Genomic DNA, 24,434 nt, shown 5'->3' on the forward strand with positions numbered 1-24,434 from the left:
CCAAATTAATGCAAGAAAATAATAGCATCTCAACAATTTTAGCTCTATTAAAAAAAGCAAATGACCATGGAATTATTGTTTCTAAAAATAATGATAAACTTAATTTACATTTTACCGATGATGCCATAATAGATAATGCTATAATAGAAGATTTAAAATTTCAAAAACAGGCAATATTAAATTTTTTGAGCAATCAATTAATGAAACCTAAGGAAGAAGAATTATCAATTTCTGAGTTTGTAAAGTCCAGAAATAATGTCTTCAGCAAAATTCCTTTGTCATTTTCACAGGAAAGACTTTGGTTTGTTGATAAATTTCAAAAAAGTGCTCAATATAATCTGCCAGCTGTTTTTAAAATAAATGGAGACTTAAATATCCAAATGTTAGAGCAATCTTTTAAGGATATTATAAAACGTCACAAAGTTCTAAGTTCTAATTTTAAAGATGAAGACGGAGTTCCTTACCAAAGTGAAATATTGGATATTGATTGGAATATAAAAATTATCAATGATTCAAAAATTAATGACGACAAAGTAATAAATGAATATATACTTAATGAGATTCAGAGGGATTTTGATCTTTCAAAAGATTATTTGATTAGAGGTACGATAATAAACTTTTCTGATGAGGTTTTACTTGTTGTTGTTTTGCATCACATAATATCTGACGGATGGTCAATCCCAATTTTTATTAATGAATTGAGCGAATTATATCGATCAAAAAAAAATAATAGATCTGCTAATCTAAGCGTGATACCAGTACAATATTCGGATTATTCTCTATGGCAAAGAGAGTATTGGGAAAAATTAGTTCTCGAAGATAAGTTGAAGTACTGGGAGAAAACATTGAATGGAGTAACTCCAATAAATTTACCTATTGATTATTCTTATCCTTCGCTTCAAAGTAATAATGGAGATGTTATAGATTTTAGCTTTTCAAAGCAATTAAATGAAAATGTCATTAGTTTTTCAAAACACAATAAAATCAGTGTTTTTATGACTCTTTTAAGCACCTTGAAAATATTAATGTACAAGTATACAGGTCAAAATGATGTTTGCATAGGTACACCAGTCGCTAATAGGAGTCAAAATGAATTGGAAAATCTTGTTGGATTTTTTGTCAATACTATTGCTTTAAGAAGTTATCTTGATGAAAATGATAGCGTTAGTGTCTTTGTAGATCAAATCCGTAAAGTAACTTTAGAGTCATTTTCAAATCAAGATGTGCCATTCGAAAAAGTTGTTGAGCGAGTTGTAAAAGATAGAAATGTAAGTCGTAGTCCAATATTTCAGGTTTTATTAGTTCTACAGAATGAACCTTATGCACAGATAATAAATATTGATGATGTAACTCTAACGCAATTAAAAATAGAAAAAAAGACATCTAAGTTTGATATTACTTTTGAATTCATTCAAAATAAGTCAGGACTTGAATTGAGTATAGAATATTGTACAGATTTGTTTAAACAAGAGACAATAGAGCGCATGGCAAGTCATTATGAACTACTGTTAAACAATATTGTAGAGAATCCGCATCAACAGATAAAAGACCTTAACTTTCTAAGTTTAGAAGAGGAGAAAACATTGACGGCAGATTTCAATGATACCTTAAAGGCATACGACCATGATAAAACTTTAGTCGATTTGTTAAAAATCCAAGTTGCTCAATCGCCATCTGCTATTGCTTTGATTTTTGAGGAAGAAGAATTAACATACAGAGAACTTGATGAACGCTCGAATCAGCTGGCGCATTACCTTCAAAGAAGAGGAGTAAAAAGGGAATCATTAGTAGCAATATGTATAGATCGTTCTATTGAAATGATAATAGGACTGCTTGGAATTATAAAAGCTGGAGGTGCCTATGTACCAATAGACCCTGAATATCCTATCAGCAGAATCAATTATATGTTAGAAGATTCAGGAAGCGAAATTCTTTTGACCAGCTCAGAAAGCTGCCCATTGCCATTAAGTGATGCAGCGATAGATTTGATTTATTTAGACCAAGAGTCAGAGAGTCTAAACAACGAATCGATTTTGCCTCTAGATATTGAAATCAGTGTTGATAACTTGGTTTATGTGATTTATACTTCTGGTTCGACAGGCACTCCAAAAGGAGTTATGGTAGAGCATAAAAATATTGTAAATCGTTTGTATTGGACACAGGAATATTATGGACTGACTCCATCAGACAAAACTTTACAAAAAACATCCTTTAGTTTTGATGTTTCAGTTTGGGAAATATTTTGGCCTTTGATAAGCGGTTCAAAATTAGTTTTAGCAAAACCAGGAGGACAGAAAGATAGTTTTTATTTAAAAAACATAATCACGGAGCAGGAAATAACAACGATTCATTTTGTTCCTTCAATGCTTGAAGTGTTCTTGCAGGACATCAACCTTGATGATTGCAGGACATTGAAACGTGTTTTATGCAGTGGAGAAGAGCTTAAGAAGAATCATGTTTTAACATTTAGAGAAAAATTACCAGTAACCGCATTGTATAACTTATACGGTCCAACTGAGGCCGCTGTAGATGTTACATACTGGCAGGTTCCATTGCATGTAAAAGAGCTCGACATAGTTCCTATTGGCCAGCCGGTTTCAAATACCAGTTTGTACATTTTGGATAAAGATGGAAATACAGTACCCATAGGTGTAGTAGGAGAATTATTCATTGGCGGCATACAAGTGGCGCGAGGTTATCTGAATCTTCCTGACCTAACTAAAGATCGCTTTATTTCAAACCCTTTTCAAGCGAATATTGAATCTAGATTGTATAAAACGGGTGATTTGGCTCGCTGGTTATCTGATGGTACTATTGAATATTTGGGAAGAACAGACAATCAGGTTAAAATTAGAGGTTTTCGAATAGAGCTGGGAGAGATAGAAAGCGTCTTGCAAGAAATACCAGGCATCAAGCAAAGTGTGGTAATTGCTCGAGAAGGAAGTGATTCGAGTAAACAATTAATAGCATATATTGTTTCAGATGGAGTTTTAGATTTAATAGAAGTACAGCAATTTCTTAGAACGCGGCTGCCAGATTATATGATCCCATTATCTATTATAAGTATAGATGAAATTCCACTGACATCTAATGGTAAGATTAATAAGAAAGCATTACCTAAATTTAATGATTCAGTTTTAAATCGCAAAGAATATACTGAGCCTAGAAATGAAATAGAACAAGAAATAGTAAGTATTTGGGGAGAATTATTAAACCTCGACAAAATTAGTATTTACGATAATTTTTTTGATTTAGGTGGACATTCACTGCTTGCAGTGAGGGTAATTTCCTTGGTAAGAAAAAGATTGAATATTGAAACTGAAGTGAAACAATTATTCATTAATCCTACAGTTAAAGATTTTTCAGAGTATATTCAAAAATGTAAAATAATTCCTGTTTCTGCAACAATTGAAAAGCAAAAAAGGACTGAGAACATACCTCTTTCTTTTGCGCAGGAGCGATTATGGTTTATTGATAAAAAACAAGGAAGTGTTCAATTTCATTTACCAGTAGTATTAGAATTATTTGGAAATGTAAATGTTGAAGTCTTATATAACTCTTTTAAAAAAATAATTGATAGACATGAAATATTAAGAACAGTTTTTGTAGAAGATAAAGGAGAAGTATTTCAAAAAATATTAAAAATAGATGACGAATCAGTTTCATTTTTTGAAGAAATTAATACGACTGAAAAAGAGGATTTAAATTATCTAATACAGAATGAGATAGATAGGCCCTTTAATCTGTCAAAAGATTTATTATTGAGAGTGAAGCTATTTAAACTTTCAACTGAAAAATCTTGTTTGCTCTTAGTTATGCATCATATAAATATTGATGGCTGGTCACTGCCAATTTTTGTAAAGGAATTATTGGAAATTTATGAATCCGAAGAAAAAGGAATTGAACATGGATTAAAAGAACTACCTATACAATATGCAGACTATGCTATTTGGGAACGATCTAATACTAATGAAATAATTTTAAATACAAAACTTAAATTTTGGGAAGAAAAACTAAAAGATGTTACTCAATTAAATTTACCTACGGATTATTCACGACCAAAAATTTTAAGTCTAAATGGGAGTAATGCAAGATATAAGATTGATAAAGAGGTAAGTAGTAAGTTAAAAAAATATAGTAAAGAGGAAGGAGTTACCCTTTTTATGTCAATGATGGCAATTTTTAAAGTAATGCTTTATAAATATACTAATCAAGAAGATATATGTATTGGGACATCAGTAGCAAATCGAAATTACGATGAAATAGAAGAGCTGATAGGATTCTTTGCTAATCGATTAGTTTTAAGGAATTTAGTAAAAGGAGATAGTTTATTTAGAGATTTTTTAAATCAAATTAAAGATTCTACGTTAGAGGTATTTAATAATCAAGACGTTTCTTTTGAGAAAATTGTAGAACGAGTTCAGCCTGAAAGGAATTTAAGTAAAAATCCTTTATTTCAAATCGCATTTATATTTAATAATAATGAAATTATTCCTCGTTTAAACATAGGGGAATTAAACGTTGTTGTGAAAGATTACATCCAAAAAATGTCTAAATTTGATTTAGCATTTAATGTGATCGAAACGGACTCTGAATTAGATATTTTTATAGAGTATAATACTGATTTATTCAAGGCTTCAACCATTAATAGAATGTTTGAACATTATAATACTCTTATATCCTCTATTTTAACAAATCCAAACGATAAAATTGATCAATTAAATATTTTAGGAGATGAAGAAAAGCATAAAATATTAGTTAAATTTAATAAGCCTAAAGCTGATAAATTATATGATAAATCATTTATCGAATTATTTAAAGAGCAAGTAAGAATTTCACCCGAGGAAACGGCTCTAGTTTTTGAAAATCAAAGTTTAACTTATAAAGAGCTTGATCAAAAATCAAGTTTACTAGCCAATTACCTTCTATCTAGAAATGTTACGTCTCATGAAACGATAGGTGTATGTTTGAAAAGTCCTCTGCAAATGGTTTTAGCTATATTGGGGATTTTGAAAATCAGATCGGTGTATTTACCTATTGACAGTGAATTGCCAAAAAGTAGAATTAAATTTATAACAGAAGACACAAAATTAAAGTTTGTTTTGACTGATGAATTTTGTCAGAATTTATTTGATTCAGAAGATGATTTAGAATTAATTGACATAGATAATAAAGCAATATTTGAAGAAAATGAATCAACAAAAGAACTTATATGTTTTGATGATTTTATCAATGATGACTTTTACATTATCTATACTTCAGGCTCTACAGGAAAGCCCAAAGGAGTAGTTATATCGCATCATAATGTTTTAGATTATATATCTGGTCTTTTTGAACACACAGATATAACAATGTGTTCTTCATTTGGATTAATGTCAACAATGGCAGCAGATCTTGGTAATACCGTTTTGTTTAGCTCACTTCTCTTAGGCAAAACACTTCATTTATTTTCAAGAGAGTCACTTACTAATGCAAGTAGTATGCATGAATATTTTGAGAATAATAAAGTCGATTGTATAAAAATTGTACCATCTCATTGGAAATCCTTGGAATATAATAATAATATACTTCTGCCTAAACAAATGGTGATTTTTGGGGGAGATAAATTAACGATGGAGATAATTGAAAAGATTAAAAAAACTGATTACCAATGTGTAGTTTTGAATCATTATGGACCAACTGAAACAACTATTGGGAAGTTATTTTATAAAGTTGATTTAACAGAAAAGAAAGGCATTATACCTATTGGTAAGCCATTTACAAATAGTGTTGTCTATATTTTAGATAAATTTAAAAAACCTGTTCCTATTGGAATTGCTGGAGAGTTATTTATTGGAGGAGCAGGAATTTCAAGAGGATATTATAATCGGGCAGATTTAACTAATGAGAAGTTTATAGAGAATCCTTTCTCCGATGATTATAATAGTAAATTATACAGTACAGGAGATCTAGTTCGTTGGTTGTCAGATGGCAACATTGAATATATTAATAGAATAGATAATCAAGTTAAAATAAATGGCTACAGAGTTGAGATAGGTGAAATCGAAAAAGCTTTATCAGAAGTAAAAAATTTAAAGCAAAATGTTGTAATAGTTCGTGAAGAAGATGAAAATAAATCTTTAGTAGCTTACGTAGTTATAGATGGCGATTTTGATAAAGAATTAATTAAGCAACAGCTGAAATTAAAATTACCAGATTACATGATTCCAGCATTAATTGTTAATTTAGAATCAATTCCTTTAACTGCAAATGGAAAAGTAGATAAGAAAATATTATTAGAGAAAGAATTAGCTCAAATAAACATTAAATATGCTGAACCAAGAGACGAATTAGAGCAGAAGTTAGCTGTTATATGGGAAGAATTACTTAAACGAGATAAAATAGGAATTCATGATAATTTTTTTGAGTTAGGTGGGCATTCTTTATTAGCAATTCGAGTTGGATCAAGAATTAAAAAAGAGCTGAAGAAAGATTTGAGCATAAATGATTTGTTTTTGAACCCTACAATTGCATCTCTTTCGGATTATATCAAAGCTATTGAATACTCTAGTAAGTTATCAATTATAAAAATTAATGAACGCCCAGATGATATTCCATTATCCTATTCTCAGGAAAGGTTATGGTTTATTGATAAGTTATATGGCAGTACACATTATCATATCCCATTTGCACTAAAAATAGAAGGATTTGTTGATAAAGATGTATTTGAAGATATGTTTAAAGTTTTAATAAATCGTCATGAGGCATTGAGAACTATTTTTATTGAAAGAGATGGAGCCGTTTATCAGGAAGTAATTACTCCTGATTTGTGGAGATTAGAATATGTAGAAAATTTTCAAATCAATACGCAGGATGATATTGAAATTTTAATTAATCAAGAAATTTATAACCCCTTTAACTTAAATAAAGATTATCCTTTTAGAGTCAAAATTATTAAAGAAAATACAGATCAACATTACATGATTGTTGTGATACATCATATCGCCGCGGATGGATGGTCAATACCAATTTTAATTAATGAATTAAAATCAATTCTCGAATCTAAAATAACAAAAGAACCTCAACAATTAAATGAGTTGCCTATTCAATATTCGGATTATACAATTTGGCAAAGACAATATTTCAATGAGAAGGTGCTGTCAGAGAAAACAACGTATTGGGAAAATAAATTAAAAAATACAGAAACGTTAAACTTACCATTAGATTACAAAAGACCCAATATACAGTCTATTAATGGTAGTTCTGTAGATTTTATTTTTGAAAGAACACTAGTTGATAAGCTAAAAAAAATATCAATAGATTGTGAAATAACTCTATTTATGGCACTTTTGAGTGGCTTAAAAATATTAATGTATAAATATACTGGACAAAATGATATTTGTATAGGTACACCTGTTGCTAATCGGGATCAAAACGAGCTCGAAGGACTTATAGGTTTTTTTGTAAATACAGTTGTAATGAGAAGTCATTTAGATGAGACTTCAAGTTTTCTTGAATTTTCAGAACAAACCAAAACGACTTGTTTAGAAGCATATTCAAATCAAGATGTCCCTTTTGAGAAAATAGTTGAAAAAGTTGTTAAAAACAGAGATTTGAGTACAACTTCATTGTTTCAAGTTTTATTTGTTTTTCAAGACAAATCAGAGATATATGAAATTAATTTAGATGCTACAGGTCTCAAATTCTCAATTCAGAAATTAAAACAATCTATAAGTAAATTTGATTTAATATTCAATCTGACAGAAAATAAGTCAGGACTTGAATTGAGTATAGAATATTGTACAGATTTGTTTAAACAAGAGACAATAGAGCGCATGGCAAGTCATTATGAACTACTGTTAAACAATATTGTAGAGAATCCGCATCAACAGATAAAAGACCTTAACTTTCTAAGTTTAGAAGAGGAGAAAACATTGACGGCAGATTTCAATGATACCTTAAAGGCATACGACCATGATAAAACTTTAGTCGATTTGTTAAAAATCCAAGTTGCTCAATCGCCATCTGCTATTGCTTTGATTTTTGAGGAAGAAGAATTAACATACAGAGAACTTGATGAACGCTCGAATCAGCTGGCGCATTACCTTCAAAGAAGAGGAGTAAAAAGGGAATCATTAGTAGCAATATGTATAGATCGTTCTATTGAAATGATAATAGGACTGCTTGGAATTATAAAAGCTGGAGGTGCCTATGTACCAATAGACCCTGAATATCCTATCAGCAGAATCAATTATATGTTAGAAGATTCAGGAAGCGAAATTCTTTTGACCAGCTCAGAAAGCTGCCCATTGCCATTAAGTGATGCAGCGATAGATTTGATTTATTTAGACCAAGAGTCAGAGAGTCTAAACAACGAATCGATTTTGCCTCTAGATATTGAAATCAGTGTTGATAACTTGGTTTATGTGATTTATACTTCTGGTTCGACAGGCACTCCAAAAGGAGTTATGGTAGAGCATAAAAATATTGTAAATCGTTTGTATTGGACACAGGAATATTATGGACTGACTCCATCAGACAAAACTTTACAAAAAACATCCTTTAGTTTTGATGTTTCAGTTTGGGAAATATTTTGGCCTTTGATAAGCGGTTCAAAATTAGTTTTAGCAAAACCAGGAGGACAGAAAGATAGTTTTTATTTAAAAAACATAATCACGGAGCAGGAAATAACAACGATTCATTTTGTTCCTTCAATGCTTGAAGTGTTCTTGCAGGACATCAACCTTGATGATTGCAGGACATTGAAACGTGTTTTATGCAGTGGAGAAGAGCTTAAGAAGAATCATGTTTTAACATTTAGAGAAAAATTACCAGTAACCGCATTGTATAACTTATACGGTCCAACTGAGGCCGCTGTAGATGTTACATACTGGCAGGTTCCATTGCATGTAAAAGAGCTCGACATAGTTCCTATTGGCCAGCCGGTTTCAAATACCAGTTTGTACATTTTGGATAAAGATGGAAATACAGTACCCATAGGTGTAGTAGGAGAATTATTCATTGGCGGCATACAAGTGGCGCGAGGTTATCTGAATCTTCCTGACCTAACTAAAGATCGCTTTATTTCAAACCCTTTTCAAGCGAATATTGAATCTAGATTGTATAAAACGGGTGATTTGGCTCGCTGGTTATCTGATGGTACTATTGAATATTTGGGAAGAACAGACAATCAGGTTAAAATTAGAGGTTTTCGAATAGAGCTGGGAGAGATAGAAAGCGTCTTGCAAGAAATACCAGGCATCAAGCAAAGTGTGGTAATTGCTCGAGAAGGAAGTGATTCGAGTAAACAATTAATAGCATATATTGTTTCAGATGAAGAATTAAATACTATTTATTTAAGAGATCAGCTAAAGGTGTTTTTACCAACTTATATGATCCCCGAATATTTTATTCAATTAGATAATATTCCGCTAAACAGCAATGGTAAAATAGATAAAAATATTTTACTTAATGAGAATTTGTCAGTCCTTTCTTCAGGTGTAGAATATTATGGGCCTAGAAATGAAATAGATATGAAAATGGTAAATATTATAGCAAGTGAATTAGAAAGAAAATACGATGATGTTGGAATAGATGATAATTTCTTTGATTTGGGAGGGACATCTTTAAAAATGATAAAAATATTAAGTAAAATTAATAGTGAATTCGGGCTTGATGTTAAGATAATTCTACTTTTTCAATATCCAACTATTAGGAGTTTGACTCAAAAGATTTTTTATGAAGAAACAATCGTTGAAGAAAGCAACTCAGAGGATGAGAATATTTCTGAATATCTTGATGATATAATAAATTTAATGAACTAGGAATATATGAAAAATCAAACTAATAGTAAAGATATAGCTATAATTGGAATCTCAGGAAAGTTTCCTAAATCTAGAGATGTTAATGAGTTTTGGAAAAATTTGATTGATGGTGTTGAGTTGACTACTTTTTTCTCTGAAGATGAGTTAAAGAGTTTTGGGATGTCAGATGTTCAGATTAATGATCCTAACTTCATAGGCGTTGAGTCATCAATAGAATCGGAAACATTTGATTATTCGTTTTTTGGATATACACAAGAAGAAGCCTCATTAATGGATCCGCAAATAAGGTTATTTCATGAGCAAGTATGGGTAGCACTTGAAGATGCTGGTTGTAACCCTCATGATTATCTCGAAAGAATTGGAATTTTTGTTGCGGCTAACGATAACCTAAATTGGAGAGTTCATGCATTGACTTCTCAAGGAAGTAATGTTAATCCATTTTATCTTAATCAAATATCTGATAAAAATTATATAAGCACTTTAATTTCCTATAAATTAAATTTAAGAGGTCCAAGTTACTATATAGACACCGCTTGTTCAAGTTCACTCACAGCAGTGCATTTAGCATGTCGAAATCTTTTACTTAGAGAATGTTCTGTAGCCATTGCAGGCGGTATTAGAATTAATACACTTAAAGAGAGAGGTTATCTTTATCAAGAAGGTATGATTTTCTCGAAGGATGGACATTGCAGATCTTTTGATGCTAATGCTTCTGGTACAATTTCAGGGGAAGGTATAGGTGTTGTTGTTCTTAAAAGATTAGATGATGCAATTAGAGATAAAGACTCTATTTATGCTGTAATCAAAGCATCAGCAGTTAATAATGATGGAAGTAATAAAATTGGTTACACGTCACCAAGTGTAGATGGTCAGGCAAATTGTATTAAATTGGCACATGCGATTGCTGGTATTCCTGCTGCTTCAATATCATATATTGAAACGCATGGTACAGCAACTAAACTTGGAGATCCAATAGAAATAGAAGCTTTAAATAAAGCCTTTAATTTCAATAAAGAAAAACATTGTGCTTTAGGCTCTGTAAAATCCAATATGGGACATTTGAGTGCTGCTGCAGGAATAGCTGGATTAATTAAAACCGCTTTATCATTAAAACATAAAATTATTCCTCCCTCATTGAATTATGATGAACCAAATCCTAATATTGATTTTAAAAATGGTCCTTTTTATGTGAATCAAAATTGTCAGGAATGGAAAAGTATAAATCAAGAGCCTTTAAGGGCAGGAGTTAGCTCTTTTGGTATTGGAGGAACTAATGCACATATTGTATTGGAAGAATTTTCTACCAATGTGGAATCATTTGATAATCGTCCTTATAAGATTGTAAGACTTTCCGCAAAAAGCTCAGCATCTTTGCAGAGGTACAAAAATGATTTAATTCCCTTTTTAAAGAACAACCCTGAAGTCAATCTTTCAAATTTATCTTATACTCTTCATACAACAAGGGCTAAATTTGATATTCAGGATTATTTTGTTTGTGCAAATAATCAAGAATTAATTGATTTATTAAAAATTTCTGAGGAAGATAAATTTGTTCAAGAGACTTTTAAAAAGAAAAGGAAAGTGGTTTTTATGTTTCCTGGAGGTGGAACCCAATTCATTAATATGGGCTACAAAATTTATTTATCTGAGCCTTATTTCAAAAAGGTAATGGATGAAGGTTTTGATTGTCTTAAAAGTATAAATGGAAAAGATTTTAAAAAAATCATTTTTAACGAGTCCCTTGATGAATTTCAAAATAAACTAATTAATAATATTGAGAATATACAACCATTACTCTTTCTTTTCGAATATTCATTAGCAAAACTATTCATTCATTGGGGAGTAAAGCCAGACATGATGATTGGCCATAGTCTTGGTGAATATGTAGCGGCCTGTGTGAGTGGTGTTTTTACTTTTGAAGATGCACTGCAAATAATTTCTGCAAGAGGCAGACTTATGAGTCAAGTCGAAGAAGGTTGTATGTTGAGTATAGGAGTATCGGCTGAATCGATTCCTGCTTCATTGTTAGAAAAAGTCTCAATTGCAGCAATAAACTCTCCGGATTCATTCGTAGCATCAGGAACAATTGAACAAATAGTAGAATTAGAAAAGAATCTTTCTTTAAAAGAAGCACCTTTTAGAAGATTAAAAATAGCTATTGCATCTCATTCTGAAATGATGAATCCAATTTTAGAAGATTTAAAAAAGGAAATTAACAAGGTAAAATTATCTAAAGCTGAAATACCTTTTATTTCCAATTTTGATGGCAAGTATATTACTAATGAGCAAGCAATTTCTGTAGAGTATTGGGGCTCTCATTTAAAAAATACAGTTAATTTTTCTAAAGGAATCAAGACGTTGCTGGAAGATGATGATGTCGTATTTATTGAAGTTGGACCAGGAACAGCTTTAACTACTTTTCTTCAACAAAACAATTTGGATAAAATTCATAGAAATATTATTTCTATGAATTTAATTAAACATCCTTTTGAAGAAATTGATGACAACAAAAAATTAATGCAATGTGTTGGAGAATTGTGGAAAGCAGGAATTGATGTGAATTGGAATACTTTTTATGAATTTGAGAAAAATTTTAAAATTTCTGCCCCATCATACTCATTTGAGAAAAATGTTTTCCCTGTAAGAGTAGATCCTTTTAGTAAGATTTTGGAGAATGGTTCTAGAGATATAAAAAAAACAGAAAATGTCACGGAATACATATATAATCAGAAATGGAAGCAAGTAACTTATCTTAGTTTGAATTCACAAGAAGCGTTTGATTGGACTATAGTTTTTGTAAATGATTCAAACTTATCTAGATCGGTACAAAAAAAACTTAAAAATGACTCGAGTACTATTTTTTATGTAAAACAAGGTGAAGAATTCATTAATAATGGAAATGAGTTTTATATCAACATTTTTAATGAAGACAACTATAAACAGCTTTTCGATTATTTATCTACACAAATAAAAGGGACCTGCAGAATTTTACATCTTTGGAATACTTGTGACGAAGTTGATACATATTCAAATGGATCGGTTCGAGCTATTCAGTATAGTGGTTATTTTAGTGTTTTGAATATTGTAAGAAGTTTTGAATTGAAAATTAAAAATTCAAGTTTAACTATAGATGTTGTTATTTCAAATCTTTTTAAAGTTTTTAAACAAGATGAGATAAAATATGAAAAATCTACGGTATTAGGAGCTTTAAAAGTGATACCAAAGGAATACCCACGGATTAAATGTAATTGCATTGAATATGATGCTTTAGAATTTAATGTTACATCAAACAATATTCTTAATTTATTAATTATTGAATCTAATACTTATAGGTCTAAGGAAATAATAGCTTACAGGAAAGGTGAATTATGGGAGCCTAGCTATGAAATGATTGAAGCTAAAAATATTGTTCCAAGCGGCAATTTCAAAAAGAATGGTACTTATTTAATTACTGGTGGTAATGGTGGTATTGGAAGAGTATTTAGTGAATATCTAGTTAATGAGTATGATGCTAATTTAATTTTGGTAGGAAGAACATACCCAGAGGACGATTACTTAGAAAAATTAAATACTGGAAAAAATAAAATCATTTTTATCGAGTCAGATTTGATTGATAAACAAATTTTAGAGTCTAAAATAAGTTTATCAATACAAGAAAATGAGCTAGAGTTGAATGGAATTATTCACTCTGCTGGGGTAGCAGATTTTTATGGATTAATTCAGGATAGAACCAACGAAGAATGTGAAAATGTTTTTGTTGCCAAAATATTGGGAACTAAAAATCTTTACGATATTTCCTTAAAATACGCTTTAGATTTCTTTGTGATGTGTTCGTCAAACTCTTCTTTAATGGCTCCTTTTGGACAAGTAGGGTATATTGCTGCTAATATTTTTCAAAACTATTTTGCACAGGCGCAAAGGTCAGAAAATAAGGTTATAAGTATCTTGTGGGATGCTTGGAAAGAAGGAGGTATGGCTATTGATGCAAGGAAACGTAAAAGTATAAATCAAGAATTAAAAAAGTATTTAGATCAAACAGGAATCACAAATGCTGAAGGAATTAAATTGTTAGAATATTCAATCTTATATAATTTGCCCAATTTTATTGTTTCAACAAAAGATCTTGAAAATTGGATTAACGATTCAAAAAATCTTACAGTAGATAAAGTTATCAAAGAAGTTGAGAAAGCTACTGCTTTTGTAAAAGTTAAAACAGAAAGACCATTGCTAAAGTCCAAGTATGTTGCCCCTACGACTGAAACTGAAAAAATATTGTGTAAAATATGGCAAGACTTTTTTGGAATAAAAGATATTGGAATTAATGATAGCTTTTTTGAGATAGGAGGAGATTCGTTGAAGGCGATGACAATAATGAATACTATAAAGAAAATTTTTGGAATTAACATTTCTCTCAAAGAAATGTTTGTTAAACCAACTATTTATTTTCTAGCAGAAAATATTGATACTATAAATAATATTCACTGCTCTAATAATGTTGATGAATTTTTTAATGAAATAAAAATTTAATATGATTGATTTAATAAAAAAACTGGTAAAAGAAGAAATTTATCTTAAAGTTGAAGAAAACGAATTAATTGTAAAGTTTAAAGGGAACAGTTTATCAGAGCATATTATTGATGAAATAAAAACAAACAAACAAGATTTAATAAAGTTTTTAAGTAATAACGAAGAGAATTATTCAATACCAATATCAAAAGTTCAAGAGAATTATGATTTGACATCTTCGCAGAAAAGATTATGGATACTTAGTCAATTTGAAGGAGGAAGTTTAGCATATAATATTTCAAATGTTTTTGTACTAAAAGGAGATTTTTCTTTTGTTAATCTTGAGACTGCTTTTAAAACGGTTATTCAAAGACATGATAGTTTAAGAACTTCTTTTAAAAAGGATGATAAAGGCGATATCAAACAATTTATATTAGATTATAGTCGGATTGATTTCCATGTTGATTTTCAAGATATTAGTGTAAGTGGTGCGTCATTTGCGAAGAAGATTATTGAAGAAGAGTTTAGAAATCAATTTGATTTGACCCAGGCTCCTTTGGTTCGTGCTAAAATTATAAAATTGTCGAATATTGAACACATTTTGGCTATTACTATTCATCATACAATTGGAGATGGTTTTTCTCTAGATATCTTAACTAAAGAAATTATCCAAATTTATAATGCATTAATTAACAACAGTAAAATATCATTACCAGCATTAAAAATTCAATACAAAGATTACGCACAATGGCTGAAAAGTGATATTGTTTTGGAAAGATTAGAAAAACAAAAAACATTTTGGTTAAAAGAATTTGAAGGAGAATTACCAATATTAAATTTGCCTAGTTTTAAAAAAAGGCCAATAATTCAAAGTTACAACGGAGAAACTATTAGTCATACTTTTGATCAGAATTTTTCAAAAAAAGTCAAAAAATTCGCCAGCCAGCATGATGCTACTTTATTTATGCTTTTAATGTCTGGTGTAAATACTTTATTGCATAGATATACAGGACAAAATGATATAATAATTGGAACACCCATAGCAGGTAGAGAACATGTTGATTTACAAAATCAAGTTGGGCTATATATTAATACCTTGGCTATAAGAACTCGATTTAAAGAAGAAATTACATTTTCAAATTTATTAAAATATCAAAAAGAAACATTATTAGGTGCTTATGAGAATTCGGATTACCCATTAAATGATTTAATAAATCAACTTAAATTTAAAAGGGATGCTAGTCGTTCTGCATTATTTGATGTAATGGTAGTTTTACAAACCCAGCAAGGAATTGTTAACTTGGTAAATCATGATTTAAAAGGTTTAAAGATAGCACCTTATGAGGATATTATTAAAGAGGCAAGTCCTTTTGATTTAACCTTTTCATTTTCAATGATTGAAGATGAATTGCAATTGCATTTGAAATATAATACAGATATTTATGATTTCTTTTGGATTGAAAGAATGATTACACATTTTCAAAATTTACTTTCAAAAGCAATTGATCAACCAGAAAAAGCAATCGATGAAATTGATTATTTAGAAGAATATGAAAAGCATCAGATTTTAAATTTATTTAATGAACAGAATGTATCTTACCCAAAAGATAAAACTATAATTGATTTATTTGAAGAACAAGTTGAAAAAACACCAAACAACATAGCATTAGTTTTTGAAGAAAAAAAGTTTAGTTATTTAGAAATTAATCAAATGGCTAATCAATTAGGTGACTATTTGAGGACTAATTATGATGTCCAACCGGACGATTTGGTTGGTATTAAGTTAGATCGCAGTGAAAAAATGATTTTTTCAATCTTAGGCGTATTAAAATCAGGAGCGGCTTATGTTCCCATAGATTCCAGCTATCCTAAAGAAAGGATTGATTACATTGTTAGAGATAGCGACAGTAAAGTGATAATCAATGATGCAGAATTAGAGTTTTTTTATGAAAATCAACAGAAATATTCTAAATTAAATCTCGAAAAAATTGCCAAACCAAATAGTTTAGCTTATGTAATATATACATCTGGAACCACTGGAAACCCAAAAGGGACTTTACTGGAGCATAAAAATGTTGTGAGACTTTTTTTTAATGAAAAACCGTTATTTGATTTTAAAGAAACAGATGTATGGACAATGTTCCATTCATATAGTTTTGATTTTTCAGTATGGGAAATTTTTGGAGCATTATTATATGGAGGTAAATTGTTGATCATACCTAAAAGTATTGCTCAAGATACCCCAGCATTCATAGAATTATTATATGATCAATCTGTTACAATTTTAAATCAAACCCCTTCGGCATTTTACAATTTAATAGAATTTGAAAAAAGAAAAGAAAAGAGAGAATTTAAATTAAGATATATTATTTTTGGAGGAGAAGCGTTAAATCCATTATTACTTTCTGACTGGTTTAAGAGATATTCTAAAATAAAGTTAATCAATATGTATGGTATAACAGAAACTACCGTTCATGTTACTTATAAAGAAATCAAAGAAAGTGAAATAGAATGCGAACAATCTAACATTGGTAAAGCAATTCCAACTTCAAGCTGTTTAATAATGGATTCATCAAAGCATTTGGTTCCCATCGGAGTTGTAGGTAAGATTTATGTATCAGGAGATGGTTTGGCAAGAGGTTATTTGAACCGACCGGATTTAACAGCCGAAAAGTTTATTAATAATCCATTTCAAAGTGATACAAAAGTTTATAATACTGGGGATTTAGGTAGATGGCTTCCTGACGGCAATATTGAATTTTTAGGGCGAGAGGATCATCAAGTAAAAATTAGAGGACACAGAGTAGAGTTAGGAGAAGTAGAAAATGTATTGTCTCAAATTTCTGGTGTTAATCAGAGTTGTGTTTTAGTAAGGGAAAGACACACAGACATTGGTGTAAACAAGTATATGGTGGGTTACTATACAGCTAATAAGAACTCTCTGGAGGCTCGAGTTAATTATATAAAAGAAATATATAAGGATAAAATAGCAGCAAATAATTTATGCTACGAAGTACTGAATAAAGATTTTAGTGCATTTGCATACCGAAAAAGCGAATTAGAATTTTTACATAAAGAAATATTTCAAACCAATACATATTTATCAAATATAACAATTAACCATGGAGACACTATATTTGATGTTGGGGCAAATATTGGAATTGCGTCACTGTTTTTTGCAAATCAAGCAGATAATCTTACTATATACAGTTTTGAGCCAATCGACCAGCTATTTGATGTTTTAAACATGAATTTATTTATTCATTCTGATAAAGCATGTTTTAAAAATCTCAATTATGGAATTGGGGATAAAAATGAAGATAATGTAACTTTCTCATTTTGTAGAAATAATACAGTTATATCAACTCAATATCCAAATTTAGAAGAAGATAGTGAATTGTTGTCTAGCTATTTAGGAAACGTAAATCCTTTAGCAGATAATAAACAATTAGTAGATTTTATTATTGATTCTCAAGAAGAGGTTTTATGCCAAATACGCACTATTTCAACAATTATTGAAGAGGAGCAAATAGATAAAATAGATTTACTTAAAATTGATGTTGAAAAAGCTGAATTAGATGTTATTAATGGGATTCAAGAAAAAGATTGGAATAAAATAAAACAAATTATAATAGAGGTTCACGACAAAGAAAATCGTCTTGAATTTATAAAATCTACTCTTTTAGAAAAGGGTTATTCTGTAAAGATTGAGCAAGAAATGGATTTGCAAAATTCTAGACTTTATATTATCTATGGTACTAGATTATCTATCGATACCATTTCAAATAAAAAAACTAATAATAAGTTAACCAATAATAATCTGGTCTATGAAACATTAGAAAAGTATAAATCATATGATCCTAAGATAATTATAAGTCCTGAAATAGTACTAAGTTATCTCAAAGTAGTTTTGCCAGATTATATGATGCCGACCAGCTTAGTTGAGTTAGAAAAATTTCCATTAACCCCAAATGGTAAAATTGATAGAAATGAATTGTCAAAAATGGAAGGGGAAGATTTGATAAAAAATGAATATGTTGCTCCAATTAACGAAATCCAATGCAAGTTAGTTGAGATTTGGCAAGAAATATTGGGTATAGAGGAGATTGGAATTAAAGATGATTTTTTTGCATTAGGCGGACATTCATTAATTGGAATGCAAATTATATTTAGAATACAGAAAAAAATAACAGAAGATGTGACAATTAAAGATTTATTTGTAAATCCAACCATAGAGTTGCTTTCTAAAGTTATAGAAGAAAAAAATATAAACGATAATCGTATTAAAGAATTAAAAGAGATTAGTCCTAAAGATAATATAGGAGAAGAACTACATGAAGTTTTGTATAATCAAAAATGGAGGTTTAAAGAATATGAATTAGGTATATACACAGCAAAAAACACAGTAATTAAAACAGAACTTTATAATGTTGATGAAAAAGCTCTATCTAAAACGTTAGAAAGTTTAGTTTTAAGACATGAAAATTTAAGAACATTATTTTGTCGTCGTGGAGAAGATGTTTTTCAAAGAATATATGAGATAGATAATTTTCCAAATAGTCTTAAATTAATTGATATAAGTGAAAGTAAACAAAAAGATGAAGAAATGGCGTCACTTGTGGACACAATTTCAAATCATTTGTTTGATTTTAGTACTGAACAATCTTTTTCATGTAATTTAATTAAATATGAAGAAGGTAAGTACCTGTTTATTTTTGTTGTGGACCATATCATTTGTGATGCTACAGCAATCAAAATATTAGTAGATGAGCTGTATTTAATTTACAATGCTTATAAAGATAATAATGAAAACCCGTTAAAACCTCTTGAATTACAATTTAAAGACTATGTTAAATATCATAATGAGCATTATAAGGGTGATAAATTAAGTATGCACAAATCGCATTTCATAAATCTTTTAAAGAATACTCCTGCTAAATTAAATCTTAAAGAGAAATATTTAGATAATGTATTATTGTTAAATAGTGGGGAAGATGTTCTAAATGAATCGGATATTTTCAAAAAGCATAAAAAAGATAATTTGAATGTTTCAAGAAATGAAATAACAAATGGTGCGTCTTATAAGTTCGTAATATCTGAGGAGATCTTAAACGACATTAAAAGAGCATCTTCTGAATATAAAGTAAGCTTATTTAATTTTATTTTCACTAGTTATAGCGTTTTTTTATCAAGAATATGCAATCAGAATGATTTTGTAATTTTGTCTCCAATATCAACTAGAAGTAATGAAGATTTTTCAAAAATAGTTGGATGGTTAATTGGGAATTTGTTAGTTAGGATTAAAGTTGATTATGAAAAAGATTTTCAGAGTTCATTAATGTTATGCAAAGATCAGCTCATAGAAGCGATGGATCATATTTATTACCAAAACTATGTTGAAGATGTAAATGTCTCATGGAATGATTTAATGTCAGCAATGATTAATGTTATTGCAGACGTTTATAATGAAAGAGATATTAGTGAGGCAAAGTCTTCCCATAGCAACCTGAGTCATCATATACATTTTAACTTATCATTTACACTTGAAATATATAAAAATGGAATTGCTGTTAATTGTAAGTATAGAAAAGATTTTATAAATCCCTTATTGATTGAGCTAATTTGTGAAGATTTTATTGAGGTTTTACGAATTGCTAGTAGCTCTCAAAATATTGAAATCAAAAATTGGGTTTAAATGAAAAAGTTTTTATTATTATTATTATTGGTACTAATATCTTCATTTGGAAATGCATTAACAGGATTTACACTTGGAATTTGGACACTAAATCATACTACATCAACATTGTCTTATGCCTTAATTAGCTTTTCCGCAATTGCACCTCAAATACTATTAAGCCCTTTTATTGGAAGTTTTATAGATCGATGGAATAGAAAAATAATCATAATATTTGGGCAAGCGATTGCTGGTATAGGAACACTAATATTAATTTTTTTAGTAGATAATGATATATTATCCGATTGGTTCATCATTTTGATTGTTTTAGTAAAATCTATTTGTAACGGATTTATTACTCAAGCATATTATGTTTCTACAAAATTTTTGGTTCCAAAAAAGCTCGCAAGGAAAGCTAAAAGCATTGAGCAGATTGGATTTGCCATTATCAGAATTTTGGCACCTATTATAGCACCTATAATGCTTGCTATTATAAGTTTAAAAGGATTATTGTACATAGATTTGTTAACCTATTTTATAACGGTATTTGTTTTCTTATTTTTTAATTTCGGAGAGAGTAGAGAAGAAATCAAGAGAGTTAACTTGTTTAAAGATTCAACAATTGTATTTTCTTATTTAAAAAGTGAAAAAGGTCTAGTTCGAATTTTAGGATACTATTTTATAACTAATTTACCTCTTGGTATGGCATCTGTAATGATTGCACCATTAGTCTTAGATTTTTCAAACGAAATTACGTTAAGTGTAGTAATGTCAATTGGGGGTATTGGTCTTTTGTCTGGGGGCCTTTTTGCATCTTTTTATAAGGGAATAAAAAATCCTGTTGCTGCTGTTTTTAATCTGAATATTTTTATTGGTTTGGTGCTGTTTTCATGTGTTTTTTTATATATTAATTCAGTTTTGCTGAGCATTGTTGCTTTTGTTTTAGCATTTTCCATAACGATTATAAATGTGCTCATAAATTCATTTTGGCATGTTATAGTCCCACATGAACTTGATGGAAGAGTTATGGGATATAGAACGATTATTATGGGATCTGCTATTTTATTATCATACCTTTTAGGTGGAATTATAGTTGATTTTTTGATATTGCCAATTGTAAAATACTTTGATTTTAAACATCTGGCAAACAGCTTGCCAAATAAGACAATAGCAATTATGTTTCTATTTTCCTTATTAGGTGTTTTGAATACTTTGGTTTCTATTAAATATAGAAAAATTAAAAATATAGAAAAATTAGATAAATTATATATTGATTCATTAGAATCGATTTAGGAAATAAATGTGTTTTTTAAATTTATTATCTAGTAAAATTATACGATTAAAAATGACACCAAGTTATTGCCTCATATGGGAATTACTTTTTTCTTTAGCATAGAAAAGAAAATATTCTATACCGTTGCATCTAAAAAATTAGAAATTAATGATGAAAAGCCCAATAATTAAAATTATTGCATTGCCTTTTGCAGGAGGTAATGTATATTCATATCGAAGTTTTGAATTAAAGACCCCTTTAAATTATGAATGGATAACAATTGAACTTCCTGGCAGAGGTAAAAGACTTAATCAGGATTTTATTAACGAATTCAGTCAACAAGTTTTAGATGTTTATAACCAAGTTGTTAATAGTATTGAAAATACAGATTACATTATTTACGGTCATAGCATGGGAGGACTTTTAGGGTATGAACTTGCAAAAATGCTTATTAAGAACAAAAAAAGATTACCACTGTTTTTGTATTTTACAGGCAGAAATTCTCCTTCTGTAGAATTTGAAAAAAAAATATCTAATTTGCCGATGGACGAATTTTGGAATGAAATATTTTTAATGGGAGGGATCTCAGATGAGATTATGAAAAATGAAGATCTCAAATTATTTTTTGAACCAATATTGAGGTCCGATTTTAGATCGATTGAAAATTATAAATACTTAGAAGATGTAGACAAAATGTCTTTACCGATTTTCTTAAGAATTGGAGATCAAGAAAAAATTAAGATGATTCAATTAAAAGATTGGCAAAATGAAACGACAATACCCATAAATATACGTGTTTTGAATGGAAATCATTTTTTTATATTTAATAATTATCAGTTGATTTTAGATGAAATGGTAAGCTTAACTACAGATAAAACAGTTTTGAAACATGTTTTAAGTCCTAAATAAAGCATAATCTAAATAATTTATTTTTCATTTACTCTATTTCTTTGCTTCAGCTTCAGTATCAATCGATAAACCTATATCGAAAACTGAAGGTGAAAGCTCGCTTCAGGTCTTTCATAAAATTATTTCAAACCTTTTTAATTGATTTTAGGAATCGGAAAAATTACTGAACCAATTAAATATTTCATCGAGTTCATTCAAAGAAGCAAATCTAAAACGGTATGAGTCAATGATTTTGTTATGTTATGTATTGAGTATTTTAAATTTTAAGTTAATAATGTTTGTTTGCGAAAGGGCCCATCCGGTACTCTTGAAACTATAGCTTTTTTATCTCGTAAATATCGTTTTTATCATAGTGTCAGAAATATATCTATAACATAGAAACTAGGATTTTTCGTTCTCCTTGAAAAGGTTCTCTGCCATGAGCAATTAAAATATTATCAAGAATTAGTAAGTCACCTTTGTTCCACTTAAAATAAATACTATGTTTTTTTGTTACTTCTCTTATTTCATCAAAGTATTCTAAAGGAATCAAACTTCCATCACCAAAACATGCGTATTGAGGCATACTAAGTACATCATCTTCATAAAAATCCATAAGAGCTTCATATATTTCAGGGGGATTAGTTGAAGGGTGAAATTGATCAGCTTGATTAAACCAAACCCAATCTTTCGAAATATGATGTTGAAGTACAGCTTGTCTGTTTTGAATTAATTGTAAGTTATTATTGTTAAGCCATTTTATGTCAATTTGATTTAATTTGCAATGTTCTTCAACTTCATATTTGTTATTGGTTTCAAAAGTTTTTTGCCAAGAAATCCCAGCACCGATGCCATTATTAAGGTTTCTGATATATTTAACACCTTTATTTTTGAATTCGTTTAGCAATTTTTCAGAAAGATCATTATATATTTTTCTACTGTCAGCAATGACAGTGCTTCCTCCAATATGTGAAGGAATAGAGCAACTGAAAAATAAAAACTTAGGCCAGTTACTGGCATAAGATAGCTCATTATGAAGAGAAATAAATGACTCTGATGGATGTTCAGTCGATGTGTATACTTTATTGTGTAACTTCGTTCTGGGTGAGTTTCCACCAATATAATCTAAACTGTCACCAGGAAAATTAGAAGTACATTTCTCTAGAGAGATTTCATTATCAATGTCATAGCCTCTAAATAAAATTGCACCATTTGTATGAATTAATTTTAATATGATATCAATCTCATCTTTAATGATTTCTTGAAGATTTCTTTTGTCATTTTCTTTTTTATACCATATATAAGGTAAGTTTTCTTCTGTATTAGATAGCATTTTAATATATTTATTTAGTTAGAAAAACAACCTTTTATTTCTGTATTGATCTACTATTTTTTTTAATTCTTTTTGTGCAGGATTACTTAAGTGATTTTTTGCCTCCTGGGATATTCTATCGATGTATTTTAAAGCTCTTTTTTTTCCAAAAAAGAGATGAGGGAATTGCTCAATTAAATTTGCAGCTTCTATTTCAATTAAAGATTTTAGAATTTCATTAGAAATTTTAACATTTTCATCTGTTATTCTATTGTATAATTCTATATTCTCATTATCAATTTGTTGAAGAAATTTTCTATTTGTAACACAAAACAAATAGACTAACTCTTCAGAGTCTACTCCAATAATATCTTGAACCATTACTCGTTTATCTAAATTAATAGATTTTTTCTTAAAAGATGAAGTGCCATATACACTGTGAAATAATCCAGCTAAACAAATCTCCTGAGGGTTGCCCCAATCGCTAAGAACTGTGTAAGTTCCCTTTAAGTGTGTTAATAGATTCCGGCTTGAATGAAAACTATTTTTAAATTTAAGAGTATCCAGTAAAGTAATATACTTTTGATCAATCATCGACTTTGTAATTAAGTATGGTTTATTAATCTCTTTTTATTTATATCAACTAATTACTTTTTCATTACGAAAAATTATTAAATGTCTAAATTATTTGGTTGCATCAAAACCTAAAACTTTATAATTGTAACCGTGAAAATATCCTTTTAAATCTTACATTCAATGGGCAAACAAAAGGTAATTTAATCACTCTATTTATTGCTTTTTTATTTAATATGTCTCGAAATTTTCGCAACTATCAATTATTACAATAGATATCTTACGCAAAAAATATTAGATACGTAATTAAGAAAAAAACATAAAATGCTAATGTAAAAAAAATTAATTCATTATTAAAAAATAATTTTATATTTTAAACTGTACTTTTTTTGGAGAGCTTACATT

General features: G+C 29.3%; 7 protein-coding genes. 5 read left to right on the forward strand and 2 right to left on the reverse strand.

Translation table 11 applies throughout. The annotated features are described in order from the left end of the window. Window positions 1-8 precede the first annotated feature (8 nt). From HALO113_RS03195 to HALO113_RS03215, 5 genes are all read left to right on the forward strand, one after another. Entirely contained in the window at window positions 9-9,803 is a 9,795-nt protein-coding gene (locus HALO113_RS03195; RefSeq protein ID WP_159777640.1) for a non-ribosomal peptide synthetase, read from the forward strand. Between the two features lie 6 nt (window positions 9,804-9,809). Beyond that, window positions 9,810-14,330, forward strand: a complete 4,521-nt coding sequence (locus HALO113_RS03200) for a type I polyketide synthase (RefSeq protein WP_159777641.1) — start codon at window positions 9,810-9,812, stop codon at window positions 14,328-14,330. A 1-nt stretch (window position 14,331) separates the two neighbouring features. Continuing rightward, window positions 14,332-20,004, forward strand: a complete 5,673-nt coding sequence (locus HALO113_RS03205; protein WP_159777642.1) for a non-ribosomal peptide synthetase — start codon at window positions 14,332-14,334, stop codon at window positions 20,002-20,004. Then, entirely contained in the window at window positions 20,005-21,276 is a 1,272-nt protein-coding gene (locus HALO113_RS03210) for an MFS transporter (RefSeq protein ID WP_159777643.1), read from the forward strand. A 148-nt stretch (window positions 21,277-21,424) separates the two neighbouring features. After that, window positions 21,425-22,165 (forward strand): thioesterase II family protein, encoded by a 741-nt coding sequence (locus HALO113_RS03215; RefSeq protein ID WP_159777644.1) that lies wholly within the window; start codon window positions 21,425-21,427, stop codon window positions 22,163-22,165. 367 nt (window positions 22,166-22,532) lie between these two features. On the opposite strand, the gene HALO113_RS03220 is transcribed toward HALO113_RS03215, so the two are convergent. Both HALO113_RS03220 and HALO113_RS03225 read right to left on the reverse strand, forming a co-directional pair. Continuing rightward, window positions 22,533-23,477 (reverse strand): TauD/TfdA family dioxygenase, encoded by a 945-nt coding sequence (locus tag HALO113_RS03220; RefSeq protein WP_159777645.1) that lies wholly within the window; start codon window positions 23,475-23,477, stop codon window positions 22,533-22,535. Window positions 23,478-23,495: 18 nt separating this feature from the next. After that, window positions 23,496-24,050: a DUF6817 domain-containing protein gene (locus HALO113_RS03225; protein WP_159777646.1), complete on the reverse strand. Its 555-nt coding sequence runs from the start codon at window positions 24,048-24,050 to the stop codon at window positions 23,496-23,498. Window positions 24,051-24,434 lie beyond the last annotated feature (384 nt).

The sequence above is a fragment of the Flavobacterium sp. 9AF genome (genome assembly GCF_902506265.1).
Classification (GTDB): Bacteria; Bacteroidota; Bacteroidia; order Flavobacteriales; family Flavobacteriaceae; genus Flavobacterium.

Bases quoted from the DNA above. Each gene is read 5' to 3' on its own strand.
- HALO113_RS03205 (WP_159777642.1), top strand. From the start codon at position 14,332: ATGATTGATTTAATAAAAAAACTGGTAAAAGAAGAAATTTATCTTAAA.
- HALO113_RS03210 (WP_159777643.1), top strand. From the start codon at position 20,005: ATGAAAAAGTTTTTATTATTATTATTATTGGTACTAATATCTTCATTT.
- HALO113_RS03195 (WP_159777640.1), top strand. From the start codon at position 9: ATGCAAGAAAATAATAGCATCTCAACAATTTTAGCTCTATTAAAAAAA.
- HALO113_RS03220 (WP_159777645.1), bottom strand. From the start codon at position 23,477: ATGCTATCTAATACAGAAGAAAACTTACCTTATATATGGTATAAAAAA.
- HALO113_RS03225 (WP_159777646.1), bottom strand. From the start codon at position 24,050: ATGATTGATCAAAAGTATATTACTTTACTGGATACTCTTAAATTTAAA.
- HALO113_RS03215 (WP_159777644.1), top strand. From the start codon at position 21,425: ATGATGAAAAGCCCAATAATTAAAATTATTGCATTGCCTTTTGCAGGA.
- HALO113_RS03200 (WP_159777641.1), top strand. From the start codon at position 9,810: ATGAAAAATCAAACTAATAGTAAAGATATAGCTATAATTGGAATCTCA.